The 12,889-nt window shown below is 67.9% G+C and carries 14 protein-coding genes and 1 pseudogene; 7 read left to right on the top strand and 8 right to left on the bottom strand.

Annotation, left to right across the window (positions count from 1 at the left end):
• Window positions 1-28 precede the first annotated feature (28 nt).
• Window positions 29-886, top strand: coding sequence for a pantoate--beta-alanine ligase (panC, locus tag AC07NF_RS17460; protein ID WP_494628781.1), 858 nt, complete (start codon window positions 29-31; stop codon window positions 884-886).
• On the opposite strand, the gene AC07NF_RS17455 is transcribed toward panC, so the two are convergent.
• Both AC07NF_RS17455 and AC07NF_RS17450 read right to left on the bottom strand, forming a co-directional pair.
• Complete coding sequence (locus tag AC07NF_RS17455; protein ID WP_143324455.1) at window positions 887-973, bottom strand: hypothetical protein; 87 nt, start codon at window positions 971-973, stop codon at window positions 887-889.
• A gap of 80 nt (window positions 974-1,053) precedes the next feature.
• Window positions 1,054-1,455 (bottom strand): DUF1489 family protein, encoded by a 402-nt coding sequence (locus AC07NF_RS17450; RefSeq protein ID WP_492812237.1) that lies wholly within the window; start codon window positions 1,453-1,455, stop codon window positions 1,054-1,056.
• A 250-nt stretch (window positions 1,456-1,705) separates the two neighbouring features.
• Here AC07NF_RS17450 and AC07NF_RS17445 point away from each other — a divergent pair, with 250 nt between their 5' ends.
• Entirely contained in the window at window positions 1,706-2,455 is a 750-nt protein-coding gene (locus AC07NF_RS17445) for a DNA polymerase III subunit epsilon (RefSeq protein ID WP_494628782.1), read from the top strand.
• 63 nt (window positions 2,456-2,518) lie between these two features.
• Here AC07NF_RS17445 and AC07NF_RS17440 read toward each other — a convergent pair whose 3' ends face one another.
• Window positions 2,519-2,830, bottom strand: coding sequence for an energy transducer TonB family protein (locus tag AC07NF_RS17440; protein ID WP_291872229.1), 312 nt, complete (start codon window positions 2,828-2,830; stop codon window positions 2,519-2,521).
• A gap of 219 nt (window positions 2,831-3,049) precedes the next feature.
• Between AC07NF_RS17440 and AC07NF_RS17435 the strand changes: the two genes are divergently transcribed.
• Both AC07NF_RS17435 and AC07NF_RS17430 read left to right on the top strand, forming a co-directional pair.
• Window positions 3,050-3,604 (top strand): hypothetical protein, encoded by a 555-nt coding sequence (locus tag AC07NF_RS17435; RefSeq protein ID WP_494628783.1) that lies wholly within the window; start codon window positions 3,050-3,052, stop codon window positions 3,602-3,604.
• 9 nt (window positions 3,605-3,613) lie between these two features.
• Window positions 3,614-3,934: an MliC family protein gene (locus AC07NF_RS17430; protein WP_494628784.1), complete on the top strand. Its 321-nt coding sequence runs from the start codon at window positions 3,614-3,616 to the stop codon at window positions 3,932-3,934.
• On the opposite strand, the gene AC07NF_RS17425 is transcribed toward AC07NF_RS17430, so the two are convergent.
• From AC07NF_RS17425 to AC07NF_RS17410, 4 genes are read right to left on the bottom strand one after another with little or no spacing between them, the layout of a single operon-like run.
• On the bottom strand, window positions 3,931-5,892 hold the full coding sequence (locus tag AC07NF_RS17425) for an acetyl/propionyl/methylcrotonyl-CoA carboxylase subunit alpha (protein WP_494628785.1): 1,962 nt from the start codon (window positions 5,890-5,892) through the stop codon (window positions 3,931-3,933). The two genes, AC07NF_RS17430 and AC07NF_RS17425, sit on opposite strands and share 4 nt — an antisense overlap.
• A gap of 8 nt (window positions 5,893-5,900) precedes the next feature.
• Window positions 5,901-7,223, bottom strand: coding sequence for a DUF3667 domain-containing protein (locus AC07NF_RS17420; protein ID WP_494628786.1), 1,323 nt, complete (start codon window positions 7,221-7,223; stop codon window positions 5,901-5,903).
• A 20-nt stretch (window positions 7,224-7,243) separates the two neighbouring features.
• Window positions 7,244-8,083: an enoyl-CoA hydratase-related protein gene (locus AC07NF_RS17415; RefSeq protein WP_494628787.1), complete on the bottom strand. Its 840-nt coding sequence runs from the start codon at window positions 8,081-8,083 to the stop codon at window positions 7,244-7,246.
• A 24-nt stretch (window positions 8,084-8,107) separates the two neighbouring features.
• A complete protein-coding gene (locus tag AC07NF_RS17410) occupies window positions 8,108-9,700 on the bottom strand; it encodes a carboxyl transferase domain-containing protein (protein WP_494628788.1) in 1,593 nt (530 codons plus the stop codon).
• Between the two features lie 170 nt (window positions 9,701-9,870).
• Between AC07NF_RS17410 and AC07NF_RS17405 the strand changes: the two genes are divergently transcribed.
• A complete protein-coding gene (locus tag AC07NF_RS17405; RefSeq protein WP_494628789.1) occupies window positions 9,871-11,646 on the top strand; it encodes a patatin-like phospholipase family protein in 1,776 nt (591 codons plus the stop codon).
• On the opposite strand, the gene AC07NF_RS17400 is transcribed toward AC07NF_RS17405, so the two are convergent.
• A complete protein-coding gene (locus AC07NF_RS17400; RefSeq protein WP_494628790.1) occupies window positions 11,624-12,397 on the bottom strand; it encodes a methyltransferase domain-containing protein in 774 nt (257 codons plus the stop codon). The two genes, AC07NF_RS17405 and AC07NF_RS17400, sit on opposite strands and share 23 nt — an antisense overlap.
• Before the next feature lie 138 nt (window positions 12,398-12,535).
• On the opposite strand from AC07NF_RS17400, the gene AC07NF_RS17395 reads away from it, so the two are divergent.
• Entirely contained in the window at window positions 12,536-12,685 is a 150-nt protein-coding gene (locus AC07NF_RS17395; protein ID WP_492812257.1) for a hypothetical protein, read from the top strand.
• A gap of 89 nt (window positions 12,686-12,774) precedes the next feature.
• Window positions 12,775-12,860: pseudogene (locus AC07NF_RS17390) on the top strand (hypothetical protein).
• Window positions 12,861-12,889 lie beyond the last annotated feature (29 nt).

Genomic DNA, 12,889 nt, shown 5'->3' with positions numbered 1-12,889 from the left:
CGGGCCTGTCCGTGTGGAGCCCTTCAGTATGAGCAGCCCGACCATCGTCCGCACCGTCGCCGAGATGCGCGAGCACGTGCGCGCTTGGAAGGCCGCCGGCCAGAGCGTGGCCCTGGTTCCGACCATGGGCGCCCTGCACGAGGGCCACCTGTCCTTGATCAAGATCGCCCAGCAGAAGGCAGACCGGGTGGTCGCCACGATCTTCGTCAATCCCAAGCAGTTCGCCCCGCACGAGGACTTCGACGCCTATCCGCGCGGCGAGGCCGTCGATGTCGAGAAGCTGGCCAGCGTCGGCTGCGACCTGCTGTTCGCCCCCAACGGCGCGGAAATGTATGCCCCCGGCTTCGCCACCGCGATCAGCGTCTCGGGCGTCTCCGAACCGCTGGAAGGCGCGGCGCGGCCGCAGTTCTTCGGCGGCGTGGCGACCGTAGTGGCCAAGCTGTTCATCCAGAGCCAAGCCGACGTCGCCGTGTTCGGCGAGAAGGACTATCAGCAGCTGCAGGTGGTCAAGCGCATGGCCCGCGACCTGGATATCCCGATCGAGATCATCGGCGCCCCAACGGCGCGGGCGGACGACGGCTTGGCCCTGTCCTCGCGCAACGCCTACCTGTCGGCGGACGAACGCGCCGCCGCCGCGGCCCTGCCTACCGCGATGAAGGCCGCCGCCGCCCAGGTGGCCGCCGGCGGTCGTATCGACGAGGCCGAGCAAAAGGCGACGGCCGCCCTGAAGGCGGCCGGCTTTGGTCAGGTCGACTATGTGGAAGTGCGCGAGGCCAGCGACCTGTCGCGCCTGGGTCCCGGCTCGATCGGCGATGCTGAAGGCCGGATCCTGGTCGCCGCGTGGCTGGGCAAGACGCGGCTGATCGACAACATGGCCGTCGGCTGATTAGATCGGCCTGAGCGCGATCAACAGACCCGCGATCAGGCCCACGAACAGCATCCCCACGCCCAAGGCGGCAAAACCGGCCTTCATCGTCATCCCTCCACAGTCCCCTGCGGCAAGATGACACTCGTCTCGGTTGCCGAAACGCTAACAGCTCGCCAGAAAGTTTTCTACCAGGCGCCCAGTTCGCGCAGCTGCCTCGCCAGATCCGGCGGCAGGTCGGCGGCCTCGCTGGCGGTCAGGTCCGGCGGCGCGTCCTCGGGCTTGAGGTAGCGCCAGCCCTGGAAGGCCCGGCGCGGCTGCGGCGCGACACGAATGATCGGCGGATCCACGGTCACCTCGCAGCGCGAGGCCGCGCCCTCGCCGATCGTGTCGATGGCCAGGATCGTCTGGCGACACAGGATCTGACCCTTGAAGACGCGGTACAGCGAGCCGCCATCCAGGACCTCGTCGATCCGCTTGGGCGTCATGCGGGTGTGCATGACCCAGGGTTGGCTCTTGTCCTGGTGCCAGGCCAGAAGATCGTCGATCGTTTCGCAGCCGACGACCAGCTTGATGATGTGCAACGCCATGGGCGGTAGATAGCGCGCCGGTCCAGCAAGGCAACAGGCGCTGATACACGACGCTCGCCCAATGGGTGAAACCCGTCGACGTCCGCATGACAGCGTTATCCACTGTGGTCATCGCGTTTATGTGGGGGCGCGAGGGGGGCTTCAGAGCCCGACACCGCCGTTACGGACGCCTTGTGGGGGCCGTCCGCAGCGGCGGTTCTGTTTTGGGCGGAATGTTGGATCGCGGACGATCCAGCCCCATTATCACTACATGTCCCTTCCCCGCGTCCGCGTCATCGATCTCGAGACCGCAGGCTCTGGCCCCAACGATGTCTGCGAGATCGGCTGGCAGGACGTCGTCCAGGACGCCGACGGCCGCTGGCGGCTCGATGACGAGCGCGGCGCGCACCTGGTCAATCCGGGCCACCCGATCCCGGCCGACACCATGTCGGTGCACCACATTCTCGACAGCGAGGTCGCCGATGCGCCGTTCTGGAAGGCTGTCGCCCCCGGCGTGCTGAAGCCCGACGGCGGCGTCCTGGCCCTGGGCGCCCACCGCGCGGCCTTCGGGCAGCGCTACTGCACGCCGCGGCACGCGGGCGGCGCGCCCTGGATCTGCACCTGGAAATGCGCCTTGCGCCTGTGGCCGCAGCTGCAGAGCTTCTCCAACCAGATGCTGCGTTATCAACGCATGCCCGAAGGCTTGGTCCACGAGCTGGGCCTGCCCGCCCATCGCGCCCTGCCCGACGCCTATGTCACGGCCCATCACCTGCGCGACATGCTGAACGAAGCTTCGCTGGAGCAACTGTTGGCCTGGAGCGACGAGCCCGGCCTGCTGCCCCGCGTGCCGACCGGGCCGGACCGCGGCAAGCCGTGGCAACGCCTGGACGACGAGGCCCTGCGCGCCTTCGCCCGCGAGCGCGACCCGGCCTTACGTTTCAGCGCCGAGACCGAGCTGCGCCGTCGCGGCGAGACGCTGGAGCCCGCCCCGGCCGAACCGGCGCAGCGAACCCTGCTCTGAAAACGCAAAAGCCCCCGCCGGCGAACCGGCGGGGGCCTTGAGGATGACGCTAAGCGTAGAAGCTTACGCGCCGCCCGGGAAGCGGAAGGGAACCTTCACCGAACCGGTCTTGGCGCCCATCGGCAGCTTCTCGGCGATGCACATGGCGGCCTTGTCGAAACCCTTACCGCCGGCGCTGTTGTCGACGACCTTGCAGTCCGACAGCTTGCCGTCGGCGGCATTGCATTCCAGCATCACCTGAGCGGCGTCACGGGTGTTGGCGAACTGCTGCAGGCAGCGGCCCATCTGGTCTTCGAAACCACCGGCGGCCGAAGCGGCTTGAGCGACGAAGAAGCTGCCAGCGATACCCGCGGCGAAAGCGATCGAGAGTTTCATACCCACCTAATTCCTTCTGGAACCGAACCAAACTTGTGAGGATGGTTATCGCGCCTAAGCCCTAAGGAACGGCCAAGGTTTGCGGTTAATCATTTCCAAAAATGGTGAACGCCGCCGTAGGCCTAACGTGGTGGTGAGCACGTCCCAAAAGGACTATGGTCTCGACCAGATCCGAACAGCTTGAATCCAGATCGTCGTCACCCCTCACAGGAGATGATCATGGCCCGTCTCAAGTCTCTGGCCTGGCTCGCTCTGACGCCGCTGCTCCTGCCCATGCCGACCTCGGCGCAAGGGCCCGGTGAAATCACCTTCTACAGTCAGATCGCCTTCCGGGGTCAGTCGTTCACGGTGAACGGCCCTCGGGAGAACACGCGTATCCCGTTCACCATCCGCAGCGCTCGGCTCGGTCGTGGCGGACCCTGGGAGATCTGCACCGGGACGCGCTACAAGGGTCGCTGCCAGGTCGTCGACAAGGACCAGGGCAACATCGCCTGGACGGTCAACTCCGCCCGCCCCGCCCGCCAAGGCCCCGCGCCGCCCGGCCCGCCGGGCAACAACCAGTCCCTGCGCGGCATGAGCGCCGAGTTCTTCCCGCAGCCCAGCGATCGCGGCGGCCGGGTCCCCACCTGTCGTCAGGCGACAGCGGCCTGCGCGGCCGAGGCGGCTGACCGGTTCTGCCAGGGACGCGGCTGGACCGCCGCGTCTTACGAACGACAAGAAACCGTGGCTGGTCGCGTCTATCTGGCCGACGTCCTGTGCACGCGGACGCGATAGGAGACCTGAATGCTGAAACCGATCACCCTGGGACTCGCGACGATCCTCGTCACGGGTTGCGCGACAACCGTTCCCTCCAAGGCGCCGCCTGCCCCGGAGGAGCACCGCGTCACCTACGGCTGTGATCGTGGACCCGACCTGACGGTGGTCTACTCCGAAGGCAAGGCCAGCATCATCGGCTCGGATGGAACCGCCGCGATCGTGCTGCCGCAGAAGCCGGCGGCGTCGGGCGTCTGGTACGAGACGCCGACCCACTCGATCCGCGGCAAGGGTGACGAGGTCACCTACACCGTGGGCCGCATGGTCCCGATGACCTGCAAGGCGCGCTAGGCGCTCGCCTCCAGCCGCGCCAGCACCACACCCTCGCTGACCTGGCCGCCGGCGACGACGGTCAGTTCGGCCACAACACCGTCGAACGGCGCAGCCAGGGCGTGTTCCATCTTCATGGCTTCCAGGGTCAGCAGGGTCTGGCCCTTGGTGACCGCCTGGCCGGCCTCGACGGCGACCGAGACGATCTTGCCCGGCATCGGCGACAGGATCGCGCCGTCCGACGCCGCGCCCTCGCCCGCCCCGCCGACCTGGGCCTCGAAGTCGAAGGTCTGGACGTCGCCGCCCTCGAACACCTGGATCGGCCCCTTGCCATAGGTGGTCGGCAGGCGGGTGACCTCGTCGAAGGTCGAGCCGTCCTGGTGACGGATATCCCACGACCAGTCCTCGCTGCCGCCGCCGATCAGGGCGACCTGCAGCGGCATGGCCTTGCCGTCGGCCGACATCGGCAGATGCATCGGCGCGCGCGGGGCGTTCATGCGGAAGCCCAGCAGCTTTGACGGCGCGCTTTCCCACGGATCGCGGCGGGCCTCGGCTTCCAGGAAGCTGTCCAGCCGCCAGCCGATCGCAGCCATGGCCGGCTCGTCGCTGAACGACCGCTCGACCAGCTCATCCAGGCGGGCCTCGATGAAGCCGGTGTCGACGGCGCCATCGACGAAGTCCGGGTGGCTGGCGCACTTGGCCAGGAAGGCGGCGTTGGTCTTGACCGGCCAGACCTCGACCAGGGCGCAGGCCTCGGCCAGGCGCTGAGCAGCATCCTCGCGGTCGGCGCCGTGGGCGATCAGCTTGGCGATCATCGGATCGTAGAAAGGCGTGACCTCGCCGCCCTCCTCCACCGCGCTGTCGACGCGGACATCGCCTTCGGGCAGGCGGAAGTGCTTCAGCTTGCCGGTCGAGGGCAGGAAGCCGGTGGCCGGGTTCTCGGCATAGAGGCGCGCCTCCATGGCCCAGCCGTCCAGCGTGATCTCGTCCTGCTCCAGCGGCAGCGGTTCGCCCGAGGCCACGAGGAGTTGCCACTCGACCAGGTCCTGGCCGGTGACCATCTCGGTGACCGGGTGCTCGACCTGCAGGCGGGTGTTCATTTCCATGAACCAGATGCGGTCGGCGCGCAGGCCTTCGCTGGCGTCAGCGATGAACTCGACCGTGCCAGCGCCGACATAACCCACCGCCTGGGCGGCCTTCACCGCGGCGGCGCAGACGGCGGCGCGGGTGACCTCATCCATGCCGGGGGCCGGAGCCTCCTCGATAACCTTCTGGTGGCGGCGCTGCAGCGAGCAGTCGCGCTCGAACAGGTGGACGACGTTGCCATGCGTGTCGCCGAACACCTGCACCTCGATGTGACGCGGGCGGGTGACGTATTTCTCCAGCAGCACGCGGTCGTCGCCGAAGCTGGCGGCGGCCTCGCGGCGGCACGAACCCAGGGCGGCCTCGAAGTCCTCCGCGCGATCAACCTTGCGCATGCCCTTGCCGCCGCCGCCGGCCACGGCCTTGATCAGCACCGGGAAGCCGATCTTGCCGGCCTCCGTGGTCAGGCGCTTGACCGACTGGTCCTCGCCCAGATAGCCGGGCGTGGTCGGCACACCGGCGTCGATCATCACCTTCTTGGCGGCGTCCTTCAGGCCCATGGCGCGGATCGCCGAGGGCGGCGGGCCGATCCAGACCAGGCCGGCGTCAGTGACGCTCTGGGCGAAGTCGGCGTTTTCCGAGAGGAAGCCGTAGCCGGGGTGGATGGCTTCCGCCCCCATCTGTTTGGCGGCCGCCAGGATCTTCTTGGGATCCAGATAGCTCTCCTTGGCCGGCGCCGGACCGATCAGGATCGCCGCGTCGGCCTCCAGCACGAACGGGGCGTTCGCGTCGGCTTCCGAATAGACGGCGATCGTCCGCACGCCCAGCTCGCGGGCGGTGCGGATGATGCGTCGGGCGATCTCGCCGCGGTTGGCGATCAGGACGGAGGAGAGCAAGGCGGAACCTACATCTGGGAAAGGGTGAAGAGCATCAGGCCGCCCACCAGCACGCCGAACGCGGTCATGCTGAACAGCCAGACGATCATGGTCTTGAGCACGGCCCCGAAGATGCTGGAGCCGTAGCCGCCCCGCAGGGTCTGGAAGAGGTTGATGGGTATCCACAGCGACAGGATGGTCAGATAGGCCGGCTGCAGGCCGTGCGGCAGCACGAACAGCAGGGCGTAGGACAGGAACGCGAACGACAGCAGGTTCGTGGCCACGATCAGGTGGTCGTAGATGAAGTACTGGCGCTTGTTCACGTAGACGAAGGCCAGGCTGAGACCGACGATCGGCAGAAGCAGCACCGCCAGGCGGTGGGCCCAGCCGAACGTCACCAGCAGGTAGTAGTCCGGATTGGCCACGGCCTTGGCCAGGCCTTCCTGGGGCCAGTACTTGGACGTCTTCTTGGCCTCGTGGCCGCCGGTAGCGTGTTCCGACGCGGCGTGCCCGGCGGCGGCCGGCGCATTCTTGTCCGGCACGACGACATTGAAGTGCTGGCCGGCGACCTGGGCCTCGGCGATCTTGTTCGCGCCGGCTTCCAGCTTGTCCGGGCTCTGGAAATCCAGGCCCTGGATCTGCGCGGCGGCATTGGCGTTGCGGTTGTGCAGCCGGTCCAGCGCTTCCTTGCCCGCGTTGGGATTGTTCTGCAGGGCGTCGGCTTCCGCCATGTCCTTGGCGTAGCGATCCTCGGCCTTTTTGACGTCGTCGGCGTATTCGTCGGCGATCTTGGCCTTGTCGACGCCCGCTTCCTTGAGGCCCTCATCACGCTCACTGGTCGCGTCCGCCAGGCGCTCCTTGCGATCGGCCGTCGCCTCCTTGCGGATCTCGTCGGCCTTGGTCTTGCGCCCCTGAGGCGTCATCAGCGCCTGGGCTTCCTTCTCCTCCTTGAGCTCCTGCTCGTGGCGGAAGGTGTGGATCGCGTGCTCGGCCGCGAAGATGAACAGCAGCAGGGCCACCAGGAAGGTGCGGAACGGCGGCACGTGCCGCACGATCCGACCTTCCATGTAGTCCTTGGCCAGCTTGCCCGGCTTGAAGAACAGCAGCGGCAGGGTGTTGGCCAGGCGACCGTCGAGGTGGAACATCCCCTCGATGGCCTCCCAGATCAGGTGCAGGATCGAGCGGTGATGGGTGTCGGAATTCTGGCCGCAGTCATGGCAGTACCAGCCCTCGAGCGTGGCCCCGCAGTTCTTGCAGGGCTCACCCTTGTGGGTGAACGGCTTCTTGCGATGCCCGACCAGCCCGGCGGCCGAGTCCGCCGCCGCCGCTTCCAATTCAACGCCTGTAACCACCCTACGCCCCCTGATTGAGTCTATTCAGCCCAGGACGGTTTACGACGAGCCAGGAAAGCGCGCACGCCTTCTTGTCCCTCTTCCGACACGCGGCGGCGGGCGATGCGTTTGGCGCTCTCCTCGATCAGGCCCTTGTCGATTTTCTGGCCAGCGAAGTCGTTGACCAGAGCCTTGGCGTCGCCGATCGCGCCGGGCGCGCAGGGGGCCATTTCCTCGATCAGGGCGTCGCGGGCGACTTCCAGGCTGGCGACGTCCTCGAACACCTCGTCGACCAGGCCGTAGCCCCAGGCGTCGTCGGCGTCGAACACCCGGCCGGTGGCGAACAAGAGCTTGGCCGTGCGCGGCCCCAGGGCCTGGATCACGTAGGGGCTGATGGTCGCCGGGGTCAGGCCCAGCTTCACTTCCGAGAACGAGAACTTGGCGTCGATCAGGGCGATGGCGTGGTCGCAGGCGGCCACCAGGCCCGCGCCGCCGCCAAAGGCCGGGCCTTCGACCAGGGCCACGGTCAGGGCCGGGATGTCGTGCAGGGCCTTGAGCATGTGGGCCAGGCCCAGGGCGTCGTCGCGGTTGTCGTCCTCGTCCCACTCGACGGCCGCGCCCATCCATTCCAGGTCGGCGCCGGCGCTGAACGCTCCGCCCACGCCGCGCAGGAACACCACCCGCACGCCCTCGGCGCCGTGCAGGGTCTCGAAGGCCTCGCGCAGGCCGGCGATGGTCTCGGCGTTGAAGGCGTTCTTCTTGTCGGGCCGGTTGATCCACACGGTGACCGCGCCGTCGGGCGTGCTGTCGATGTGGACCAGCGGGGTCATCGCGTCGGTGTCGGTCACTTCGACGATGGGGTCGGCGATCGGGTTGGTCATGACGTGCCCTCTTCTGGCCTTAAGCTACATTCGGAAAACGCCGAAGGTCGTCTCCGGGATCGGCGCATTCAGTGACGCCGAGATGGCCAGACCCAGGACGTCACGGGTTTGAGCCGGATCAATGATGCCGTCGTCCCAGAGGCGAGCGGTCGCGTGGTACGGATTGCCCTCATCCTCGTAGCGCTGGCGGATCGGCGCCTTGAAGGCTTCCGCCTCCTCCGGCGTCCACTTGGCGGCGTCACGGTGGACGGTGGCCAGCACGCTGGCGGCCTGCTCGCCGCCCATCACCGAGATCCGCGAATTGGGCCAGGTAAAGAGGAAGCGCGGGGAATAGGCACGGCCGCACATGCCGTAGTTGCCGGCCCCGAAGCTGCCGCCGATCAGGACGGTGAACTTGGGCACCTCGGCCGAGGCGACCGCCGTGACCAGCTTGGCGCCGTCCTTGGCGATGCCACCGGCCTCGTACTTGCCGCCGACCATGAAGCCCGAGATGTTCTGCAGGAAGATCAGCGGGATCTTGCGCTTGCAGGCCAGCTCGATGAAGTGCGCGCCCTTCACGGCGCTCTCGCTGAACAGCACGCCGTTATTGGCCAGGATCGCCACCGGCTGGCCCCAGATGCGGGCGAAGCCGCAGACCAGGGTCGTGCCGTACAGCGCCTTGAACTCGTCGAACTGGCTGCCGTCGACGATGCGGGCGATGACCTCGCGCACATCGTAGGGCGCCCGGACGTCGGTCGGGACGATGCCGTAGATCTCTTCAGGATCGTACAGCGGCGGCTCGGCCTCGGTCAGGACCAGCTGGTCGGGCTTGGTGGTGTTGAGGTTCGCCACGATCGAACGAACGATCTCCAGAGCGTGCTCGTCGTTCTCGGCCACGTGGTCGACCACGCCCGAGCGACGGCCGTGGGTCTCGGCCCCGCCCAGTTCCTCGGCCGAGATGACCTCGCCCGTGGCGGCCTTCACCAGCGGCGGGCCGGCCAGGAAGATGGTGCCCTGGTTGCGGACGATGACCGTCTCGTCGCTCATCGCCGGGACATAGGCCCCGCCGGCGGTGCACGAGCCCATGACGCAGGCGATCTGCGGGATGCCCACGGCGCTCATGCGGGCTTGATTGAAGAAGATGCGGCCGAAGTGGTCGCGGTCGGGGAAGACCTCGGCCTGGTGCGGCAGGTTCGCGCCGCCGCTGTCGACAAGATAGACGCACGGCAGGCGGTTCTGGGCGGCGATCTCCTGGGCGCGCAGGTGCTTCTTCACCGTCATCGGGAAGTACGCGCCGCCCTTTACCGTGGCGTCGTTGGCCACGATCATCACTTCGCGGCCCGACACCCGGCCGACGCCGCAGATCATGCCCGCGCCGGGAGCCTCGCCGCCGTAAAGGTCGCAGGCGGCCAACTGGCCGATCTCCAGGAAGGGCGAGCCGGGATCCAGCAGGCGCTCGACGCGCTGGCGGGGCAACAGCTTGCCGCGCGAGGCATGGCGCTCACGCGAGCTCTCGGGACCACCCAGGGCCGCTTCCGCGACCTTTGCGCGCAGCTCGTCGGCCAAGGCGCGGTTATGAGCCGCGTTACGGGCGAAAGCGTCAGCGGACGCGTCGATAACGGAGTTCAACTTCGGCATGACCGACGCTTAGCCTCTTCCACCCCATCCCGGAAGTCGTAGTTTTTTGGACCCCGAAGAGAAAGATTCCGGGCCAAATCCGTTCTCGGACATTTCGAGTTCGAGATCAACAGTTGCGCCTGAACCCGCCCCCGTGGTCAAGCCTGCCCGAACCAGCTAGCGTCCGCGCCGTGGAAACGCCCCTGCCCGACGACTCGGCCCTGGCGCGCCTGTTCGCCCGCGAGCGGCGCACCGGCGTGGCAACGTGGTTCTCCCTGCCTGGCGGGGCGACGCTGTTCGAGCCCGGCGAGGACGCCGACAATCTCTATTTCCTGAAGACCGGTCGCCTGGGCGCCTTCCGCCGGGAAGAAGGCCAGGAGCCGCAGTTCCTGGGCGTGATCCGTCCCGGCGAGCCGGCCGGCGAGATGGCCCTGGTCGGCGGCACGGCCCACTCGGCCAACATGGTGGCCCTGCGTGACAGCGAGGTCCTGGCCCTGCCCCGCGAGGACTTCTTCGAGGCGGCCGAGGAAGACCCGACCGTGATGCTGGAGCTGTCGCGGCTGATGATCCGCCGCGCCCGCCAGGCCCAGACCCATGCGGCGATCGGCGATCCCTCGGTGTTCGGCTTCATCGCCGTCGAGGCCGGCGCGGCCATCCGACCGATCGTCGAGCGCCTGGCCCGCTGCATCGAACACCTCGGCTACTCCGTCACCGTCGAGGGCGGGGAGTCCCTGCTGGCCCCAACCGAGTGGTTCAGCAATGTCGAGCGCGAGCACGACTTCGTCCTCTATGTCGCCGAGGCCGATGAGACCGCCTGGAAACACGTGGTCGGCCGCCAGGTGGACCGACTGTTCCGCATCGGACGCGGCGACCGCGCGCCACCGGCCAGCATCCCTAGCTATGCCTCTGGCCCCTTACAGGCCCAGCGGCTGGTCGATCTGATCCTGCTGCAGTCGGCCACCGCCGCGCGCCCGGTCGGCTCGGCCGCCTGGGTCGAGGCCACCCAGGCCGCGCGGCTGTTCCATCTGCGCGAGAACGGCGTGGCCGACATGCAGCGGCTGGCACGGGTGCTGACGGGCCAGTCGGTGGGCTTGGTGCTCTCGGGCGGCGGCGCGCGGGCCTATGCCCATATCGGCGCGATCCAGGCCATGCGCGAGCGCGGCATCCCGATCGACTTCGTCGGCGGCGCCTCGATGGGCGCGATCGTGGCGGCCGGCATCGCCATGGGCTGGGACGACGGCGAGCTGGAGCACCGCATCCGCAAGGCTTTCGTCGACACCAGCCCGCTGGACGACATCGCCTTCCCCCTGATCGCCATGACCCGCGGCGAGAAGGTCAAGGCGCGGCTGGACGAGCACTTCGGCACGGTCGACATCAGCGACCTGTGGCTGCCGTTCTTCTGCGTCTCGTCGAACCTGACCTCGGGCGCCTATCAGCTGCATCGGACCGGCGACCTGCAGGCCGCGCTGCGGGCCTCGATCTCGCTGCCGGGCGTGCTGCCGCCGGCCACCGAAAACGGCGCGGTGCTGGTCGACGGGGCGGTGATGAAGAACTTCCCGGCCGACGTGATGCGCTCGTTCCAGCTGGGGCCGATCGTCGGCGTCGACGTCACGCGCGGCCGCAGCATCACCGCCGAGGACGTCTATCGCCCGCCGTCGATCTGGAGCTGGATCGTCTCGGGCGAGTGGCGCAAGGGCCCGCCGATCGTGGCCCTCTTGATGCGCGCCGCCACGGTGACCACCGGCCGGGATCTCGCCGCCGCCCGCGAAGCCACCGACGTGCTGATCACCCCGAAGCTGGAAGGCGTGGACATCCGCGACTGGCGCGCCTTCGAGCCCGCGGTCCGCGCCGGCTATGTCGCCGCCAGCTTCGCGCTGGAGGGTCTGCACGGCCCAGTGACCGAACTGCGCCGTCGTCCCAGCCTGGCGGAAAAGCGCGCGGGCCTTACCCCTTCCGCGCGACGATGAAGAGCCGCTTGAACGGGAACAGCGTCACGCCGTCCTCGCGGCGCGGATAGTCCTGCGCCAGCCGCGCGCGCCAAGCGTCCAGGAACGGCGTCTTGGCCTCGTCCGGCAGGGCGTCGAGGTACGGCCGTAGCGTTGTGCCCATGGTCCAGTCGACGATCGGGTCCTGGCCGTGCAGGGCGTGCAGATAGGTCGTGGTCCAGATATCGACATCGGGACATAGCGGCGCCAGCCAGGCGTAGTAGTCCTCCGGCGCATTGGCGTGGCGTACGCCCTCGACGCCGGTCAGGTGCTTGGCCCACGGCCCTTCGGCCGCGATCTCGGTGAGCGTTCCGCGCCAGCCCAGCCCGTCGGCCACCGGCATCTGCACCGCCAGCACGCCGCCGGGCGAGAGGCTCTCGGCCAGGCGCGGGATCAGGACGGCGTGGTCGTCCACCCATTGGAGGGCGGCGTTGCTGAAGATCAGGTCGGTCGCAGAGTCCGGCGCGAACCCCTTGATATCGCCCAGGATCCACTCGACGCGCGTCTGCAGGGCCTTGGCTCGCTCCAGCATGTCGGGACTGGAATCCAGCCCCCTCACCCGCGCCTGCGGATGCCGCGCGGCCAGCAAGGCCGCCTGTTCGCCCAAGCCGCAGCCCAGGTCCCAGATGTCGAGCGGATCCAGATCGCGCGGGATGGCGGTCAGCAGGTCAAACGCCGGCCGCTCCCGGTATCGACGGTATAGAGCGTAGGTATCCGGGTCCCAGCTGGCCATGCGAATCCCCTCCCAACTGATCGCGCCAAGCCATGCAACCTGCGCCTATGTGAAGAATTCTTCCTATACGCGAAGATTCATCATACGGTTCGAGTCAGGTCTCCGACAGAGGGGCTACTAGGGAAGGATTCACGCGGTATGCCCACGCGCATTCACTTGGCGCCGAACGGCCCATCTGGCCCGGCCACCAACGTTCGTCGATTCAATTTCAACCGTCCCATCGCGGTCGGCGCGGCCCTCGTCCTGTGGGCGGCCATCCTGGTGGGCCTTAAGCTGCTGTCGGTCTGATCATTCGACGCTGCGACGTCGCGTCGCGCGCGGTTTCCTCTTTTCAACCGCGCGATCAGCCCCATATGCTGACTGTTGTGTTCAACCAACTGAAAGGAGGTGACCAGTGTCTCATTGTCTCCAACCGCGGTCGCAAGTCGTGACCTGGAGCCTTACGAGTGAGGTCTCCGCCTAGGCGTTGAACGCCCAAGGTTTCTAAGTCAC

The sequence above is a fragment of the Caulobacter sp. GW821-FHT10A06 genome, from assembly GCF_059415805.1.
The sequence above is the reverse complement of the archived record's forward strand: the minus strand, read 5'-3'. Positions and strand labels throughout refer to the sequence as shown.